Source organism: Shimia sp., assembly GCF_965227725.1.
Classification (GTDB): Bacteria; Pseudomonadota; Alphaproteobacteria; order Rhodobacterales; family Rhodobacteraceae; genus Shimia.
The window spans coordinates 194,529-211,659 of record NZ_CBDDGH010000001.1 but is presented as its reverse complement, the minus strand read 5'-3'; the positions used below and the strand labels follow the sequence as shown (position 1 = coordinate 211,659).

15 protein-coding genes are annotated in these 17,131 nt (G+C 57.1%); 12 read left to right on the top strand and 3 right to left on the bottom strand.

Annotated features, from left to right (window positions below):
• The first annotated feature begins 7 nt into the window (after positions 1 to 7).
• The 3 genes from ACO07T_RS01005 to ACO07T_RS00995 all read left to right on the top strand — a co-directional run bounded on the left by ACO07T_RS01005 (position 8) and on the right by ACO07T_RS00995 (position 3,261).
• Positions 8 to 1,111 carry a Gfo/Idh/MocA family protein gene (locus tag ACO07T_RS01005; protein ID WP_422047881.1) on the top strand — a complete coding sequence of 368 codons (1,104 nt, stop codon included), beginning with the start codon at positions 8 to 10 and terminating at the stop codon, positions 1,109 to 1,111.
• A gap of 18 nt (positions 1,112 to 1,129) precedes the next feature.
• The gene (locus tag ACO07T_RS01000) at positions 1,130 to 2,023 is read left to right on the top strand and encodes a TIM barrel protein (protein ID WP_422047880.1); all 894 of its coding nucleotides are present in this window, start codon (positions 1,130 to 1,132) and stop codon (positions 2,021 to 2,023) included.
• A 104-nt stretch (positions 2,024 to 2,127) separates the two neighbouring features.
• On the top strand, positions 2,128 to 3,261 hold the full coding sequence (locus ACO07T_RS00995; RefSeq protein ID WP_422047879.1) for a Gfo/Idh/MocA family protein: 1,134 nt from the start codon (positions 2,128 to 2,130) through the stop codon (positions 3,259 to 3,261).
• A 63-nt stretch (positions 3,262 to 3,324) separates the two neighbouring features.
• Here the strand turns inward: ACO07T_RS00995 and ACO07T_RS00990 are convergent, their stop codons facing one another.
• On the bottom strand, positions 3,325 to 4,332 hold the full coding sequence (locus ACO07T_RS00990) for a LacI family DNA-binding transcriptional regulator (protein ID WP_422047878.1): 1,008 nt from the start codon (positions 4,330 to 4,332) through the stop codon (positions 3,325 to 3,327).
• A gap of 185 nt (positions 4,333 to 4,517) precedes the next feature.
• Here ACO07T_RS00990 and ACO07T_RS00985 point away from each other — a divergent pair, with 185 nt between their 5' ends.
• The 3 genes from ACO07T_RS00985 (at position 4,518) to ACO07T_RS00975 (ending at position 7,490) form a co-directional block, all read left to right on the top strand.
• Positions 4,518 to 5,468: a sugar ABC transporter substrate-binding protein gene (locus ACO07T_RS00985; protein ID WP_422047877.1), complete on the top strand. Its 951-nt coding sequence runs from the start codon at positions 4,518 to 4,520 to the stop codon at positions 5,466 to 5,468.
• 107 nt (positions 5,469 to 5,575) lie between these two features.
• On the top strand, positions 5,576 to 6,700 hold the full coding sequence (locus ACO07T_RS00980; protein WP_209065061.1) for an ABC transporter permease: 1,125 nt from the start codon (positions 5,576 to 5,578) through the stop codon (positions 6,698 to 6,700).
• 1 nt (position 6,701) lies between these two features.
• Positions 6,702 to 7,490: an ATP-binding cassette domain-containing protein gene (locus ACO07T_RS00975; RefSeq protein ID WP_422047876.1), complete on the top strand. Its 789-nt coding sequence runs from the start codon at positions 6,702 to 6,704 to the stop codon at positions 7,488 to 7,490.
• Positions 7,491 to 7,554: 64 nt separating this feature from the next.
• On the opposite strand, the gene ACO07T_RS00970 is transcribed toward ACO07T_RS00975, so the two are convergent.
• On the bottom strand, positions 7,555 to 8,502 hold the full coding sequence (locus ACO07T_RS00970) for a sugar kinase (RefSeq protein ID WP_422047875.1): 948 nt from the start codon (positions 8,500 to 8,502) through the stop codon (positions 7,555 to 7,557).
• A gap of 262 nt (positions 8,503 to 8,764) precedes the next feature.
• Between ACO07T_RS00970 and ACO07T_RS00965 the strand changes: the two genes are divergently transcribed.
• The 6 genes from ACO07T_RS00965 to ACO07T_RS00940 all read left to right on the top strand — a co-directional run bounded on the left by ACO07T_RS00965 (position 8,765) and on the right by ACO07T_RS00940 (position 16,066).
• Positions 8,765 to 9,865, top strand: coding sequence for a LacI family DNA-binding transcriptional regulator (locus tag ACO07T_RS00965; protein WP_422047874.1), 1,101 nt, complete (start codon positions 8,765 to 8,767; stop codon positions 9,863 to 9,865).
• 21 nt (positions 9,866 to 9,886) lie between these two features.
• Positions 9,887 to 11,239, top strand: a complete 1,353-nt coding sequence (locus ACO07T_RS00960; RefSeq protein WP_422047873.1) for an ABC transporter substrate-binding protein — start codon at positions 9,887 to 9,889, stop codon at positions 11,237 to 11,239.
• Between the two features lie 72 nt (positions 11,240 to 11,311).
• Entirely contained in the window at positions 11,312 to 12,547 is a 1,236-nt protein-coding gene (locus ACO07T_RS00955) for a carbohydrate ABC transporter permease (protein WP_422047872.1), read from the top strand.
• Positions 12,548 to 13,756 carry a carbohydrate ABC transporter permease gene (locus tag ACO07T_RS00950; RefSeq protein WP_422047871.1) on the top strand — a complete coding sequence of 403 codons (1,209 nt, stop codon included), beginning with the start codon at positions 12,548 to 12,550 and terminating at the stop codon, positions 13,754 to 13,756.
• Positions 13,757 to 13,760: 4 nt separating this feature from the next.
• Positions 13,761 to 15,005: an MGH1-like glycoside hydrolase domain-containing protein gene (locus ACO07T_RS00945; protein WP_422047870.1), complete on the top strand. Its 1,245-nt coding sequence runs from the start codon at positions 13,761 to 13,763 to the stop codon at positions 15,003 to 15,005.
• Positions 15,005 to 16,066, top strand: coding sequence for an ABC transporter ATP-binding protein (locus tag ACO07T_RS00940; protein ID WP_422047869.1), 1,062 nt, complete (start codon positions 15,005 to 15,007; stop codon positions 16,064 to 16,066). Before ACO07T_RS00945 ends, ACO07T_RS00940 begins: the two co-directional genes overlap by 1 nt.
• Before the next feature lie 109 nt (positions 16,067 to 16,175).
• On the opposite strand, the gene ACO07T_RS00935 is transcribed toward ACO07T_RS00940, so the two are convergent.
• Positions 16,176 to 17,003 (bottom strand): class I SAM-dependent methyltransferase, encoded by an 828-nt coding sequence (locus ACO07T_RS00935; protein WP_422047868.1) that lies wholly within the window; start codon positions 17,001 to 17,003, stop codon positions 16,176 to 16,178.
• Positions 17,004 to 17,131 lie beyond the last annotated feature (128 nt).

Here is a 17,131-nt window from a genome sequence, read left to right as displayed (position 1 = left end):
GCCAAAGGTGACAGAGATTGGCATAGGCATATGTGGCGGTGGCTACATGGGGAAAGCCCATGCGGTTGCGATGTCCGCAGTCGGCGCTGTGTTTAATACGGCATTGCGCCCGCGGCTTGAGATGGTCTGTGCCTCGCGGTCTGAGAGTGCAGAGCGATATCGTGCTGCGTTTGGGTTTGCGCGGGCCACAGCGGATTGGCGGGAATTGGTAGCGGATCCGAAGGTGGAAGCAATTGTCATTGCGACGCCGCAAGAGACGCATCGTGACATTGCTGAAGCCGCTTTAGCTCTGGGCAAGCCTGTTCTTTGTGAAAAGCCCTTGGGTGCGTCGATTGAGGATGGCGCGGCTATGGTCGCTGCGGCTGAGGCGGCAGGTGTCGCCAATATGGTCGGTTTCAACTACGTGCGCACGCCTGCAACGCAATTTGCGCGCCAGCTGATAGCGGATGGCGTGATTGGGAATGTGACTTGGTTTCGAGGGGAGCACACCGAGGATTTCTATGCAGACCCGGAGGCGCCCGCGAGTTGGCGCACCGAAGGCATGGCCAATGGCACCATGGGCGATTTGGCGCCGCATATGGTGAACGCCGCACTCGCATTGTTGGGACCGATTTCAAAAGTTCTGGGGGAAGTCGAGACAGTTCATGCAGAGCGCCCGGGTGGTCGTGTGACCAACGACGATCATGCGCAGATCATGTGCCGTTTTCAGAATGGCGCCATGGGCCATATGTATTTCTCGCGCATCGCAACGGGTCGCAAGATGGGCTACGCCTATGAAATCACAGGGACAAAAGGGGCGATCCGTTTTGATCAGGAAGATCAGAATGCGCTTTGGCTTTATCGTATGGAAGGCCCTGAAGAGACGCGCGGATTTGTTAAAATCCTGACCGGCCCCGCGCATCCGGACTATGAGCCCTTCTGCCAAGGACCGGGGCACGGTACCGGATATCAGGATCAGATCATCATCGAGGCGCGGGACTTTCTGCGCGCGATTGAAACCGGGGAAGCGGTCTGGCCGACCTTTCGCGATGGACATGAGGTAAACCGCGTGATCGCGGCAGCTTTGGCGTCAAGCGAAGCCAAGAGCTGGAAAGATATCAAAGGCTTCTGATTTTCGGAGTGACAAGCAATGACGATGCGAATTGGCAATGCGCCCTGCTCTTGGGGTGTTGAATTTGCGGAAGATGACCGCAATCCAAGCTGGAAAACTGTTTTAAAGCAATGCGCTGAAGCGGGATATAAGGGCATAGAGCTGGGCCCGGTGGGCTTTATGCCAGAAGATCCTGCAATGTTGTCGGATGCTTTGGCGGAGCATGAGCTGGAGTTGATTGGTGGCGTGGTGTTCCGTGCCTATCATGATCCAAGCGCTTGGGAAGATGTGCTCGACGCCACCCATCGGACAGCTAAGGCTCTGAAGGCGCATGGTGCGCAACATCTTGTTTTAATTGACTCAATCTCTCCACGTCGGGCGCCAACTGCTGGGCGTGCGGGTGAAGCGGAGCAGATGGATCAGACTGAGTGGAGCGCCTATCGTGACCGTATTGCGGAAACGGCGCGTATCGGCTCTGAGGAATATGGGCTGACTGTTGGTATTCACGCGCATGCCGCGGGGTTTATGGATTTTGAGCCAGAACTTGAGCGTCTGCTGGATGAAGTGGATGAGAGCCTCCTGAAGATCTGTTTTGACACAGGGCATCATTCTTACGCGGGTTTTGATCCGGTTGCCTTCATGAAAAAACACGTGGGGCGCATTTCCTACATGCACTTCAAAGACATAGACCCGAAGGTCAAGGCTGAGGTGATCGCCAATCGCACGGGTTTCTATGACGCTTGCGGACAAGGGATTTTCTGCAACCTTGGTGATGGGGATGTGGATTTCCCGGCTGTTCGCCAGGTTCTGTTGGATGCCGGATTTGAGGGGTGGTGCACAGTGGAGCAGGATTGTGATCCGCTCTTGGATCCAGACCCTGTCGGAGATGCGCGTAAGAACCGAGAGTATCTGGAAACCATTGGTTTTATCTAAAATGTGGCGTCGGTATCGCGTCTGTAAGGCGTCGGTATCGCAACAGTATTGCGGGGGTGCGATGTCGGTGCATCTCCGCTGACATCATGGGGAGGAGAGAGCTCATGAAAAAGCTGAAATGGGGCATGATTGGTGGCGGCGAAGGCAGTCAGATCGGACCGGCTCACCGATTGGGGGCGCTGGCGGATGGGCGCTTTGAGTTTACCGCTGGCGCGCTGGATCATCGGCCTGACGTGGGCAAGGAATATGCGCAGCGCCTTGGTGTGGCTGAAGATCGTGCGTATGGCGACTGGACTGAAATGCTGGCGGGAGAGCGAGGTCGAGAGGATCGCGTCGATCTGGTCACGGTGGCCACACCAAACTCCACTCATTTTGAGATCACCAAGTCGTTTCTGGAAGCGGGTTTTAACGTTCTTTGCGAAAAGCCTATGACCATGACTGTGGAGGAGGGGGAGGAGATTGTGAAGATTGCCGCTGCCTCGGGCAAGATCTGTGCGGTGAACTATTGCTATTCCGCCTATCCGATGGTGCGTCAGGCCCGCGCAATGGTGCGTGCAGGTGAGATCGGCAAGGTGCGTTTGGTGGTGACAAACTTCAGCCACGGCCACCATGGGGATGCCGCGGACGCTGACAATCCGCGTGTGCGCTGGCGCTATGATCCTGCGATGGCGGGCGTGTCCGGGCAGTTCGCAGATTGCGGGATTCACGCGCTGCATATGGCGAGCTTCATTGCGGATGACGAGGTGGAAAGCCTGTCGGCAGATTTCGCTTCAACCATTGCAAGCCGCGAGTTGGAAGATGATGCGATGGTTAATTTCCGCATGAGCGGTGGCACCGTGGGACGGCTGTGGACTTCTTCGGTGGCCATCGGGCGGCAACATGGCTTTGATATTCAGGTGTTTGGTGAAACCGGCGGGCTGCGCTGGGCGTCTGAGCAGCCGAACCAGCTGATCTACACGCCTGTTGGTGGCCGCACGCAGGTTATCGAAAAGGGTGAGGCGGGGCTCTATGAGGATGCGCAACGGCTGAGCCGTGTGGCGATTGCCCATCCGGAAGGCTTCCCGTTGGCCGTTGCCAACATCTACTGCGATTTGGCCGATGCGATTGCGGGTGAGGTGCGTGACGGTTTGCCGGATGCTGCAGCCGGTGTGCGCTCCATGGCGGCGGTTTATACCGCAGTGGCCTCTGCCAAAGACGGTGGCGCCTGGATGGATGCGCGACCAACGATGTTTCGATGAGGCCTCTTTGATCTTTCTAGAGGTCAATAACGCTACATGTGTGGAGGGGCACGTATACCGCTTTCAATCGCCTTCAATAGGTGCGCGTAAGGTGCCTCTTTCCACAATCGAACAAGGGAAGATCCGCGTTTCCGGGTAGCGCTCTGGATCGTCGAGCATCGCGACCATCAGTTCAATTGATGACGTTACAATTTGTCGGATTGGTTGGTGGATGGTTGTGAGGTCGATGTTCTCCCAGCGCGACATTTCCATGTCGTTGAGGCCAATGAGGCCGATATCTTCCGGGCAGCTCAAGCCGCTGTCGTCAATAGCTGAAAGCGCGCCGATTGAGAGAACGTCATCCCCACAAAAGTACGCTTCTGCGGGGCTGTTCTTGAGCAGGCGAAGCATTTCACGCCGTCCGGCATCAAAGGAATATTGGTCGGCGAATGAATAGCTGACCTTCACATATGGGTGTGCCGACATCTCTGACATGAAGCCGGTGTAGCGATCTTGGGTCGAGGTTGCGCCTTCTGGGCCACCCATGAAGCCAACATGGGTGTAGCCGCGTTCAACAAGCTCGCGGGCGGCCATGCGACCGCATTCTGCGTTGTCGATTCCCACCACATGCACTTGGGGGGAGGAGGAGGCGCGGCCAAAGGAGTGCACCACCGGCACACCCGCATCGCGGAACGCTTTGGCAAAGCCTGGGGGTAGGGTGGAGGAGGCCACCACGACCCCATCCACAGAATACTGACGCAGCATACGCACGGAATTTTCCGGGTCGGTTTCGTCTGTGAGGTTCACCAGAAGGGGGCGTAGGCCGCGATCCTGAAGGCCGCGTGTGAAGAGATCAAAAACCTCCAAAAAAATCGGGTTGTGGAAGTTGTTGGAGATAAGACCGATGAGTTTTGTGCGGCCGGTGGTGAGCGAGGATGCCAGCGCATTTGGGCTGTAGCCCAGCTCGCGCGCTGCCTTTTCCACCTTGCGGCGCATCTTGTCAGAAACGGAAGCGCCGTCCGTGAAGGTGCGTGACACCGCGGAGCGGGAGACCCCGGCGCGTTCTGCAACCTCTTTCAATGTCACGGCCATAATGTTCTGATCCTAACTCTGCGTTTTGGCGTGTCTACTCTGTTTCCCCAGTGAATGCAGCATGAAATGGAAATTCACTTTTTGCAACCGGTTGCAAAGTGAATTGGGATGTGCTTAAACTTGTGTCGGAGAAGGCGGATTGGAGCCGCCTGCGTGCCATGAAGACGTAATTTTGGGAGGAAAACATGACTTCATTTACCAAGAAGCTGGCTTTGGCGGCTGCCGTTGTGGCCGCGCCTTTTGCGCTGGCCAACACTGCCGCCGCTGATGGCGAAAAATATATTCTGGTCAGCCACGCACCAGACAGTGACAGCTGGTGGAACACCATCAAAAATGGCATCGCGTTGGCGGGCGATCAGATGGGTGTCGACGTCGAGTATCGCAACCCGCCAACCGGCGATCTGGCGGATATGGCGCGGATCATCGAGCAGGCGGCGGCTTCTGGGCCAAATGGAATCATCACCACGCTGAGCGACTATGATGTGCTTTCCGGCCCTATCAAAGCGGCTGTGGACAGCGGTGTGGATGTGATCATCATGAACTCCGGTACGCCAGATCAAGCCCGTGAAGTGGGTGCGCTGATGTATGTTGGTCAGCCTGAGTATGATGCCGGCTATGCGGCGGGTGTACGTGCCAAAGGCGACGGCGTTGGCAGCTTCCTCTGTGTGAACCACTACATCTCCTCACCGTCTTCGACCGAGCGTTGTCAGGGCTTCGCAGATGGTCTGGGTGTGGATCTGGGTGACCAGATGATCGACAGCGGCCAAGACCCTGCGGAGATCAAAAACCGCGTGCTGGCGTATCTGAACGCAAATCCAGAAACCGACGCGGTTCTGACGCTTGGCCCAACATCTGCTGACCCAACTCTGCTGGCGCTGGATGAAAACGGCATGGCCGGCGACATCTACTTTGGCACCTTCGACCTCGGCGAAGAGATCGTGAAGGGCATCAAAGCGGGCGTGATCAACTGGGGTATCGACCAGCAGCCTTTCTTGCAGGCGTACCTGCCTGTTGTGGTTCTGACCAACTATCACCGTTATGGCGTGCTGCCAGGCAACAACATCAACTCCGGTCCGGGCTTTGTAACCGCCGATGGTCTTGAAAAAGTTGAAGAGTTTGCGGGCGAGTATCGCTAAGCCACTGGCTTGATAAGTAAAAATAGGCGAGGGGCGCCGCCACATCCGGTGCCCTTTCCCCACCCAGACAAACCAATCCAAAATTCACAGCAGATGGGAGATGTCGCATGACAAACGCGACGCAACCCGCGGCCAATGCCGATGAGCGCATCAAGGAAATCTCGCGTTTCCGCAAAGCGCTGATCCGTCCGGAACTGGGCGGGATCGTTGGCACCGTTGCCGTGTTCACCTTTTTCCTTTTGTTCGCTTTTGACAGCGGCATGTTCAACAGCCAGGGCATTATGAACTGGAGCCAGATTTCGGCGCAGTTCATGATCATTGCGGTGGGGGCCTGTCTGCTGATGATCGCTGGTGAGTTTGACCTCTCCGTCGGGTCGATGATTGGTTTTGCCGGGATGTTGATTGCGATCTTCAGCGTCACTTTGGGCTGGCCGGTCTGGATGGCCATTATCGTGACCTTTGCGATTGCGGTCTCTATCGGCGCGTTGAACGGTTTTATCGTGGTGCGCACAGGGCTACCGAGTTTCATCGTGACGCTGGCGTTTCTGTTTATTTTGCGCGGCTTTGCGATCTATCTGCCACAGACCATTGAGCGTAAAACCATCATTGGTGGCGTCGGTGAAGCGGCAGAAGGCGATTGGCTGGCGGCCGTGTTTGGGGGCAAGATCTTCACCGGATTCTTCCAGTGGATGGGTGATGCCGGGATCATTGCTGTGTTTGAGCGTGGCACCCGCAAAGGCCAGCCCGTGGTAGACGGCCTGCCGATGCTTATTGTCTGGGCGATCCTGCTTGTGATTGTTGGCCACATCATCCTGACCAAGACCCGCTTTGGCAACTGGATCTACGCGGCTGGCGGCGATGCGGAAGCGGCGCGCAACTCTGGTGTGCCCGTCGACAAGGTGAAGATCCTGATGTTCATGTTCACCGCTTTCTGCGCAACCGTCTTTGCCACCTGTCAGGTGATGGAGTTTGGCGGTGCCGGCTCTGACCGCGGCCTTCTGAAAGAGTTTGAAGCCATCATTGCTGTGGTGATTGGCGGCGCCTTGCTGACCGGGGGCTATGGCTCCGTGATCGGGGCTGCTTTGGGAGCGCTGATCTTTGGGGTGGTCCAGCAGGGGCTGTTTTTTGCAGGCGTGGAGAGCTCGCTGTTCCGCGTGTTCCTCGGAGTTATCTTGCTGGGAGCCGTGATCCTGAACACCTATATCCGTCGCATCATTACGGGGGAGCGTTGATATGAACCCGGAAAAAGCCCCCATCATTCAGATGCAAAACATCGCCAAGCACTTTGGTCGCGTGATTGCGCTCGCCGGTGTGTCCGTCGATGTATTTCCAGGCGAATGTCACTGTCTACTCGGTGACAACGGCGCGGGGAAATCCACCTTCATCAAGACCATGTCTGGCGTACACAAGCCGACCAAAGGGCAGATCCTGTTTGAAGGCAAGGAAATGCATTTTGCCGATCCACGCGATGCGATTGCGGCGGGGATCGCGACAGTTCACCAGCATTTGGCGATGATCCCGCTGATGTCGGTGAGCCGGAACTTTTTTATGGGCAATGAGCCGGTGAAGAAGATCGGTCCGATGAAGTTCTTTGACCACGACTATGCCAATCAGGTCACGATGGAAGAGATGCGCAAGATGGGCATCAATCTGCGCGGACCAGATCAGGCTGTTGGGACGCTTTCAGGCGGTGAGCGGCAGACGGTTGCCATCGCGAGGGCGGTGCATTTTGGCGCAAAAGTTCTGATCCTTGACGAGCCGACGTCCGCGCTTGGGGTGCGTCAGACGGCCAATGTGCTCGCCACCATCGACAAGGTGCGCAAGCAGGGTGTCGCGGTGGTGTTTATCACGCATAATGTGCGCCATGCTCTGGCCGTTGGCGATCGCTTTACGGTGCTCAACCGTGGTCAGACGCTCGGCACTTCGCAGCGTGGGCAAATCACGCCGGATGAACTGCAAGATATGATGGCCGGTGGTCAGGAACTAGTGGCGCTGGAAGACAGTTTGGGCGGCACGGTTTAAGCTTTCTGCCTAAACACTTCAGAGGCCCCGGCGCTATCGCGCTGGGGCTTTTTGGTTGGATAGCTCAGGTCAAAGCGACGACGAAACGATCGGGGATATCCACAATCGCGCCGGGTTGGGTGACCACATGGGCGGCGAGTTGGTGGCCCGTATGCATGGCTGCTTGAATGTCCTTGCCAAGGCAGGTGGCGGCGAGAAAGCCCGCGTCGAAACTGTCGCCTGCCGCGGTGCTGTCCTCCATTTTGGAAGCCGGGCTAGGGTTTGTGAGTGGAGCGCCTGTTGCGATTTCGCGTGGACCGTCGGGGCCACGCTTGAGGGCGCCATAGGTGAGTCCGTAAGACCGCAGGCGGGCGAGGGCTGCATTCTCGGAGGTGTCCTCAAAGAGCGCGATTTCGTCATCCACGGAAGGTAGGGCGATGTCCGTGCGTTTCCACATTTGTGTGTTGATGTCGCGGGCGACCTTAGTGCTTTCCCAAAGGCGAGGGCGGTGGTTGCTGTCATAGGCAACGAGTCCGCCATCCGCACGGTAGATGTCGATCCAGTTGAGGATCGCGGTACGCGTCTCAGGTGGCAGGATTGCCATGCTGATGCCTGTAAAAAGCACCAGATCAAAGCGATTGAGGGTGGAAAGCGGCACGTCACAAGGCTCGGAGAAAAGCGTGCGGGCGGCGGAGGCGGAGCGCCAATAGCTGAAGCTACGCTCCCCATTTTCGTCGGTTTCGATGGCGTAGAGGCCTGGCATCTGGCCTTTGCGGGTTTCGATGCAATCGGTTTTTATGCCGTGCCTTGCGATGGTGCTGCGGATGCGATCTGAAAAGGTATCATTCCCGAGGGCCGTGACATAGGTGGTCGATACCCCTGTATTTGCGAGAAGTCTGTTAAGATAATAGGCCGTGTTAAACGTGTCTCCTGCCACGCCGAGACGCGCAGTGGCTTGATCTTGCAGGGCCATTTCGATCATCACTTCTCCAACACAGGCGATGGACCGGATCGGGCGGTGGTGTGTGAGCATGAGTGGTTCCTGCGCAGCAAAGTGAGGCTGTGTGAAACGCTACGAGCAACCGCTGAGATGGCAAGGGTTTTGCGGTCCCTTTGGGGATGTTTCGCTGAGATGAGATGTTTTTAGAGCGCCTGAAAAACAGGAGGCTTTGCGCTTTTTGCGGCCAAAACTTGGGCTGAACGCATAAGTTCGTGCCCTGATATTGCTTGCCGAAACCGGTTTCGGAAAAAATAGTCATGCCATGTCAGCGATTCGAAACCCTTCCGAAAAAGATATGCGCGCACCGCAGAACCGCGCGGGCCGTCGGGTGACGATCAATGATCTGGCAGCGCATTTGGGCATGTCCAAAAGCACGGTTTCGCGCGCTATGAACGGCTATGCCGATATTTCTGAAAGCACCCGGAAGCGCGTGGCGAGCACTGCCCAGAAACTCGGATATCAACCGCTGAGCCATGCGCAGGCGATCCGCACGGGGCGGGTGCGGGCGTTGGCTTTGGTGCTGCAAATGGATGAGCCGGACCGGCACAATCCGTTTTTGCAGGAGTTCCTGATGGGGGCGTGTGAAACCGCAAGTGGTTTTGGCTGGACAGTGACTGTTTCGACAGCGACCTCAAATGCCGATATGCAAAACGTGCTTGGACGGCTGGTTGATGAGCGTAAAGCAGACGGATTTATTCTGCCCCGTACCGAAGTCAAGGACGCGCGGATTTCGCTGTTGCAGGCGCGGGGCGTGCCGCACGTTTTATTCGGGCGCACCGAACATGGCGTGCCAACCGCGCAGCAAAAAAGCTCCTGGTATGATATTCTCGGAGAGGCGGCGATGTGTAGCGCGGTGACGCGGCTTGCCGGGCTGGGCCACGAGCGCATCGGCTATGTTGGCAGCACTGCAAACTTTAACTACACCCATCTGCGCCGAGAAGGGTTCAAGGCCGGGCTCGCGGCTGCAGGGCTGACGTATGACGCCGCGCTTCTGCGGGAAGGGGCGCGGACACGCGAAGAAGGGGCTGAAGAAGTCCATGCGTTGATGCGGCTTGAGCGTCCCCCGACGGGCGTGGTGTTTGCCACCGATATGGCAGCGCTTGGCGGTTATGATGCCCTCAGCGATTTGGGCCTTCAGGTCGGGCGTGATGTGTCTGTCATCGGCTATGATGGGGTGCCTGAAGCGGATTATGTGCGACCTGGCTTGACCACCTATCACGTTGATACGCGAAAGGCTGGCGCGCGACTTGCGGAATTGCTGATCCGCCAGATCCGGGGGGAGTCTCCGGAGACACTTCGAGAGGTGTCTGATGCCATCCTGGTGGAGCGGCAGTCAGATGGGCCACCCGCGCTGCGCCCGGATCAACTCGCAGAAAAGATTAAAAATACCCAATAACGACAACACGGGAGGACAATCATGTCACGTCACTTTACTTCGAAACTGATGGTAAGCACCTCGCTTGCCCTGGCCTTGACGGCGATGTCGGTACAAGCCGATACGATCCGCTTCTGGACCACCGAAGAGCAACCTGAGCGGCTTGCCAAACAGCAAGAAATGGCGGAGCAGTTCAAATCCGCGACCGGCACCACTGTTGAAGTCATCCCTGTCACGGAAAGTGATCTGGGTACGCGTGCCACAGCAGCCTTTGCCGCGGGCGACCTGCCGGATGTGATCTATCACACTTTGCAATATGCGCTGCCTTGGGCTGAGGCGGGCATTCTGGACACAGAGGCGGCCTCTGAAGTCGTCGAGGATCTGGGTGTGAGCACCTTTGCACCTGGCGCGGTGGCGATGGCGGATTTCAATGGAGAAGTGGCCTCTGTGCCGGTTGATGGCTGGACGCAGATGGTGGTCTACCGCAAAGATCTATTTGATGCGGCAGGCCTTGAAGCGCCCAGCAGCTACGCCAATGTGCTGGCGGCACTTGAGAAGTTGCACAATCCGCCAGAGATGTATGGCTTTGTTGCTGCCACCAAAGTGGATGAGAACTTCATGAGCCAGGTGTTGGAGCATGTGTTCCTTGCAAATGGGGTCAGCCCGGTTGGCGCAGATGGGTTCCAACCGCTGGATGAAGCCAAGACCACCGAGGTTCTGGATTTCTACAAGGCAATCTCCAAAGCCTCGCCTCCGGGTGAACTGTACTGGAAGCAGTCACGTGAGCTGTATTTCGCGGGTAAAGCTGCAATGATCATCTGGTCCCCGTTCATTCTGGATGAGCTTGCAGGCCTGCGCGATAGCGCTCCGCCCACCATCACGGACGATCCAACCTCCAACAAGCTGGCGGGTATGACTGGTATCGTGACCAATTTCTCCGGTCCTTCCAACCCAGATGGGGCTGCTTGGGGTGACGTGCGCTACTTCGGTATTACATCGGATGCAGACACCGATGCGGCCATGGATTTTGTGAAGTTCGCAATGGATGACGGCTACACCCAAACGCTGTCGATTGCGCCTGAAGGCAAGTTCCCGGTGCGTCGCGGTACGACGGACAACCCGACTGCCTTTGCGGATGCATGGTCCAAACTGCCGGTTGGTGTGGATCGCAAAGCGCCGCTTGGTGAGCTTTACGATCAGGCGATGATCGACGAAATCGTTGGCGGCCTTGATGTGGCTCAGCGTTGGGGGGTGGCGGAAGGCCAGCTGTCTCTTGCGTCAAAGATCATCAATAGCCAAGCGATCAACCGCATTGTGCGTCAGTATATCGATGATGAGATCGACGCGGCCGCTGCGGTTGCCGCCATGAACGACGCCCTGTCCAAGGTTCAATAACCAAAGACATAATTGCAGCGGCCTGCCGATGTGCAGGCGGGCCGCTCGCGCTCTTTTCTCTTGAGGTTCCCCATGTCTACGGCTCTCCCGCCGACAGGCACGGGCGCATTAGCCAAACGCGAGGCACGGCTGGCTTGGGGCTTGTTGGCTCCGACGCTGATCAGTGTTGCTTTGGTTGTGGTGTTGCCCCTGCTGGCTGTCATTTGGATCAGTTTCAAACCCTTTGCGCTGTCTGACCTGCGCCCGCCTGCGCCGATTGTGCGTGAGAGCCTGCGCGGCAGTGGCGATGACCTGCGGATCGAATACCGTGTGCGGAACTCGTCGCAAGCAGAGACACTCAAAGGGGTAACCCTGTCCGATCGTCTGCCAGAAGGTGTTGCCCTTGTTGGGGATCTGCCTGAAGCCTGCACGGTGACCGGCCAGGATCTGTTCTGCGACTTTGGTGACATGGAAGGGGGCGAGCGGGAACGGCTCCGTTTGCCCATCACGTCCGAGCTGGACGAGGATGCGCTGGAAGCGGCGGTGGAAGACAACGAGCCGGTCATGTCCGGTGCCGGCAAGAGCGTTCTAACAACCCCGCAGTTGTCGATGGAGAACTACCAGCGTCTGTTTGATGGCGGCGAATTCTGGACGGTTTTTGGCGTGACCATGTTTTACACCGTTTTTGGCACGGTTGGTGCGTTGGTTATGGGGCTGTTTGCAGCGCTTCTGCTGAACAAGAGTTTCCGGGGACAAGGGATCATTCGGGGGCTTTACCTGTTCCCTTATGTCGCGCCGGTGATTGCGGTGGCCTTTACTTGGGTGACGCTGTTTGACCCGTTCTCTGGCTCTGCAAATGCGTTGCTCATTCAGATGGGCGTCACGGAAAGCGCGATCAACTTCTTTGGCGAGCGTCCACTGGCGCTGATTATGGTGACGGTGTTTGAGATCTGGCGCTATTTCCCGCTGTCGTTCCTGTTCATTCTTGCACGGATGCAGAGCATCGACTCCTCGATGTATGAGGCAGCGGATATGGATGGCGCGTCACCTTTCCAGAAGTTCTGGCTGCTGAGCCTGCCACAGCTGTTGGGCATTCTGTCGGTGCTTTTCCTGCTGCGCTTCATTTGGACCTTCAACAAGTTTGACGACATCTTCCTGCTGACTGGCGGTAATGCGGGCACGCGGACTCTGACGGTGAACGTCTATGAGCAGGCCTTTGCGATTTCCAACATCGGTGCGGGGGCGGCGGTGGCGGTGGTGATCCTGCTGTGTCTGCTGTGTTTTTCCTTCTTCTTCTTCAAATTCATCAGCCGTGAGGAGGGCCTCTAAATGCGTAAAGGGTTTATTACTGGCCCCGTGCTTGGGGCACTTTGGCTGATTGTTATGGCAACAACGGTTGCGGTGGCGATGTCATTTGCCACCGGGGCGGCCTTCCGTCCGCAGTTGTTGCTTTGTCTCGTGTGGGGGGCGGCGGCGGGGCTGATCTATGTGCGCTTCCCGTCGCAGTACGCGCCCGTGCGGTTTGCGATCAGCGCGCTTATGGCGATTGCCATGGCGTCGCCGGTTGGACCGGTTGTGACCGGCGAGGGTGTTTCCTTTTCAGCCATCATCGTGGCAATGGTTACTCTTGCGGCAGGTATGCATTTTGCCATGGCCGCGATCTTGCAGGACACGCCGTTTGGCGCGCTGACACGGCATGAGTATGAGGCGGCGGTGATCCGCTTCCTCACTGGCTTTGGCTATATCTTTTTCACCGCGATTGTGCTGATCCCATTCTACGTGATGGTGATGACAAGCCTGAAGTCGCAACAGGCCTTGCTGCAAAACCCGCTCGATTTCTCAATTGAAATCAGCAAGGGCGCAGAGCTGTTCCGGAGTTATGTGGAGCTGTTTCGCGACTTTAATTTTGGCACCTATCTCTGGACGTCCTTCTACGTGTCGGTGCTGACAGTGTTCATCACCTTGGCGTTCAGCGTGCCTGGGGCATATGCGGTGGCGCGGTTCCGGTTCAAGGGGCAGAAGGCATTCTCGCGTTCGATCCTGCTGATTTATATGGTGCCGATGATCGTTTTGGCGCTGCCGATCTACATCGCCTTTTCGATGACGGGGCTACGCAACTCGATCCTTGGCATCGTAATGATCTATCCGGTTACGACCATCCCCGTCGCGCTTTATATGCTGCAGGGGTATTTTCGGGGACTGCCAACCGAAGTCGAAGAAGCCGGTCTGATGGATGGGCTGTCGCGTCTCGCGGTGATCTGGAAGATCACGCTGCCGCTGAGCCTGCCGGCGCTGGCCTCCGTGTCGCTCTATGTATTCATGATTGCGTGGAACGAGTTCCTGCTCGCTTTCATGCTGCTGGATGATCCATCCAAATTCACGCTCACACGCGGTGTGGCGATGCTCAACTCTTCTGAAATTCCCAGACAACACCTGATGGCGGGTGCGGTGATCGCAACCTTGCCAATCATGGTGCTGTTCCTAGGGCTCGAACGCTTCATGACCAAAGGCCTGACGGCCGGGTCAGTCAAAGGATAAGAAAATGACTTCCGAAAACACACTTACCGATCAGGCCCAACAGATCCTGATCGACAACGATCGGGGCGGCTACACCGTGCCGACGGCGGGGCTCTACCCCTACCAGTGGAACTGGGACAGCGCCGTGGCAGCGTTTGGATTTGCACAGTTTGATGTCGAGCGCGCTTGGGTCGAGCTCGAGACCCTGTTTCAAGGTCAATGGGCCGATGGCATGGTGCCGCACATCCTGTTTCACAAGAATGATCCCGGCTATTTCCCAGGCCCGGATGTCTGGGCCTGTGAGGGGCCGATCCCGTCATCAGGCATTATTCAGCCACCAATCGCTGCCACAATGGCGCGGTTTGTCTGGGAGCGGGACCGGGAGGTTGGGCAGACGCGTATGGCGGCGCTTTATCCAAAGATGCTGGCTTGGCACAATTGGATCATGCGCTGGCGTCTGCATATGGGCGCGGTTTGCACCACTCACCCGTGGGAAACCGGTCGTGACAATGCGCCCGACTGGGACAAGACCATGGCGCGCATGGATGCGTCTGATGTGGGGGAATACACCCGGCGTGACACCGCCCATGTGAACAGCGAAGATCGCCCGACCAAATTTGACTATGACCGTTACATCAAACTGGTGCAGCTTGGTCGGCGGCTGAAGTGGGATCAGGCGGCGATGATGGCGGAAAGCCCGTTCCGTGTGGCGGATCCGACCATGACGTTTACCACTTTACGTGCGGCGCGTGACTTGCATGCAGTCGGCGAAGCGCTTGGCAAGGACGTGTCGCAGATCGCAGCGGATATCAAGCGGTTGGAGGCTGGTGTCTCAACGTTGTGGAACAAGGATCTTGGCGGGTTTGACAGCCGAGATGTGCACAGCGGCGAGTGGGCGGGGTGTGTATCAAATGCATCGTATCTCTGCTGGTTTGCAGGCGTCGAGAACCCGGCGATGCTGGCGCGGTTGCGTGATGTTCTGGAGCGGGTGCCGTATCCGGTGCCAAGCAATGATCCCGATGCGGAGACCTTTGATGCGCGGCGGTATTGGCGTGGCCCAACCTGGGCCATTGTGAACATGCTGATTGGTCTTGGTCTGAAGGACATGGGCCACGAAAAAGAAGCGCAGGCTTTGGCAAAGAAGACTGCCGATTTGATCGCGAAACACGGATTTGCTGAATATTTTGATCCATTTAGCGGCGATGCTGCGGGCGGCGGGTCCTTCACCTGGACCGCAGCGGTATGGCTTGCATGGGCGGGGAGAGACTGATGGGGAGTATCCATCTAAAAGCTGTAGAAAAGTGGTTTGGTGACATTCAGGTCATCAAAGGGATCGATCTGGACATTCAGGACGGTGAGTTCGTGGTCTTCGTTGGTCCGTCAGGCTGTGGCAAGTCGACATTGCTGCGGATGATTGGTGGCCTTGAGGATATCAGTCGCGGCGCGTTGGAGATCGACGGAAATGATGTCACCGATCATCCGCCAAGCAAGCGTGGTCTGACCATGGTGTTTCAGTCTTATGCGCTCTATCCGCATCTGACCGTTGCTGAAAACATGGGTTTTTCCCTGAAAGTTGCAGGGGTTAGCAAGGATGAGATTGCGCGTCAGGTTGGGCAGGCGGCAGAGATCCTGAAGCTGACAGATTATCTGGAGCGGCGCCCGAAAGACTTGTCTGGTGGGCAGCGGCAGCGGGTTGCGATTGGACGGTCGATTGTTCGGGATCCAACAGCCTTTTTGTTTGATGAGCCGTTGTCAAATCTTGATGCCGCTTTACGGGTCGAGATGCGCTATGAGATCGCCAAACTTCACCAGAGCCTGAAGCGCACGATGATCTATGTGACCCACGATCAGGTCGAAGCGATGACGCTAGCGGATCGCATTGTGGTGCTGGAGTATGGACATATCGCGCAGGTGGGCACTCCGCGCGAACTCTATGAAAAGCCTGGGAATTTGTTCGTGGCGCAGTTCATCGGTAGCCCGAAAATGAACATTCTGGACTGCCGCGCCGCCGCAGGGGATGCACAGTATCAGCTGGCAATCGGTGGCAGCGGCCCCTTTGGCAAAGCCAGTACGGCGGCCAAGGTTGGCGTGCGTCCTGAACACGTTGAGGTTTGCGCGACGGGTGCTGGCCAGTGTGACGGCACCATTGAGGTGGTCGAATACCTCGGCGCAGACACGTTTCTTATTCTGGACGTTGGTCAGGAAGAGAAGATCGTGGTGCGCGTGACGGGTGGAGATGTGCCTCATCATGTCGGAGATCAAGTGGGGTTGAGCTTCCCAGAAGCGGCGTGTCATTTCTTTGATGGCGACGGTCAGCGGGTGGGTGATTAGCGTTAACACTTGCCAAAATGGAGGGTCTGTATCGCGTCGGTATTGCGACGTTATCGCGGCGGTGGATTTTCGCGTTAACCAATTGGGGCGTGGCGGCCCATCGCTGGTGTCAACAACGCGTGGCTGAGACCATCACACAGGGGGCTTGGACATGGTATCCATCGGCCTCGTGTCGGCCCAGCATCTGGACGCGTTCTGCAAGTGAGGCCCGAATGGCGCCGCGGGTGTCTTCGGACTGTCCGCTCAATAGCACCGCGGCGCGCACGGCCCCTTTGTCAAAAACGTCAAAAATATCTGAGGGCGATTTTACCAACAGCTCTGAAGGGACATCTTGTGATGTGATGTCTTCAAAGCCTGCCGTTGTCAGCGTTTCTCTGACCAGGCCATGATCGGTGAATTGGTGTGCGTCTGGGCCGTCAGGCAGTTTGATGGAAGTGTCGGCCAATCGGCCATAAGCTTCAAACAACCACCCGAGGGCACCTGCGGAACCTTGGCCGCACCAGATCGAGAACGCGAGGCGACCGCCGGGTCTGAGAACGCGCGCGATCTCTGCAAAGCCGCGTGCCGGGTCGGGAAAGTGGGGAACGCCGAAACCGACAGTGACCGCGTCAAAGGATTGATCGGCGAACGTCATCTCCAGTGCGTTGCCTTGGACAAAGGTTGCGCTGGGCGCAGTTTCTTTGGCGAGTGCAAGCATGGCTTCAGAAAAATCCAACGCCACAACGGAAGCTCTGGCTGCGAGGAGTTCAGCGGCGACAATGCCGTGCCCGGTGCAAAGATCGAGAATATGTGTGTCAGGTCCAGCAACTACCGCAGCCGCAAGATGGCGCGCAGTCAATCGCGTGGCCGTGGCGAAACCGTCGGCGTAGCCGCGTGCGATTTTAGGGTCTGTCCAACCCTTAAACTCCATGTCTTCGAAGGTGCTTTGGTTGGGCATGTTCTTCCCTGACTGAGCAGCAGATGCTGTGCATTGCATGCCCGACTAAGCAGACCAGCCTCTTATTGAAGAGCGTGCAGTCGTCTGCTTGTTTTCATTCAGCATCTATACCTTTGCTTTAATATTCT

Bases quoted from the DNA above. Each gene is read 5' to 3' on its own strand.
- ACO07T_RS00990 (WP_422047878.1), bottom strand. From the start codon at position 4,332: ATGGCCGTGACATTGAAAGAGGTTGCAGAACGCGCCGGGGTCTCCCGC.
- ACO07T_RS00975 (WP_422047876.1), top strand. From the start codon at position 6,702: ATGAACCCGGAAAAAGCCCCCATCATTCAGATGCAAAACATCGCCAAG.
- ACO07T_RS00940 (WP_422047869.1), top strand. From the start codon at position 15,005: ATGGGGAGTATCCATCTAAAAGCTGTAGAAAAGTGGTTTGGTGACATT.
- ACO07T_RS00995 (WP_422047879.1), top strand. From the start codon at position 2,128: ATGAAAAAGCTGAAATGGGGCATGATTGGTGGCGGCGAAGGCAGTCAG.
- ACO07T_RS00980 (WP_209065061.1), top strand. From the start codon at position 5,576: ATGACAAACGCGACGCAACCCGCGGCCAATGCCGATGAGCGCATCAAG.
- ACO07T_RS00945 (WP_422047870.1), top strand. From the start codon at position 13,761: ATGACTTCCGAAAACACACTTACCGATCAGGCCCAACAGATCCTGATC.
- ACO07T_RS00985 (WP_422047877.1), top strand. From the start codon at position 4,518: ATGACTTCATTTACCAAGAAGCTGGCTTTGGCGGCTGCCGTTGTGGCC.
- ACO07T_RS00950 (WP_422047871.1), top strand. From the start codon at position 12,548: ATGCGTAAAGGGTTTATTACTGGCCCCGTGCTTGGGGCACTTTGGCTG.
- ACO07T_RS00935 (WP_422047868.1), bottom strand. From the start codon at position 17,003: ATGCCCAACCAAAGCACCTTCGAAGACATGGAGTTTAAGGGTTGGACA.
- ACO07T_RS00965 (WP_422047874.1), top strand. From the start codon at position 8,765: ATGCGCGCACCGCAGAACCGCGCGGGCCGTCGGGTGACGATCAATGAT.
- ACO07T_RS00970 (WP_422047875.1), bottom strand. From the start codon at position 8,502: ATGCTCACACACCACCGCCCGATCCGGTCCATCGCCTGTGTTGGAGAA.
- ACO07T_RS01000 (WP_422047880.1), top strand. From the start codon at position 1,130: ATGACGATGCGAATTGGCAATGCGCCCTGCTCTTGGGGTGTTGAATTT.
- ACO07T_RS00955 (WP_422047872.1), top strand. From the start codon at position 11,312: ATGTCTACGGCTCTCCCGCCGACAGGCACGGGCGCATTAGCCAAACGC.
- ACO07T_RS00960 (WP_422047873.1), top strand. From the start codon at position 9,887: ATGTCACGTCACTTTACTTCGAAACTGATGGTAAGCACCTCGCTTGCC.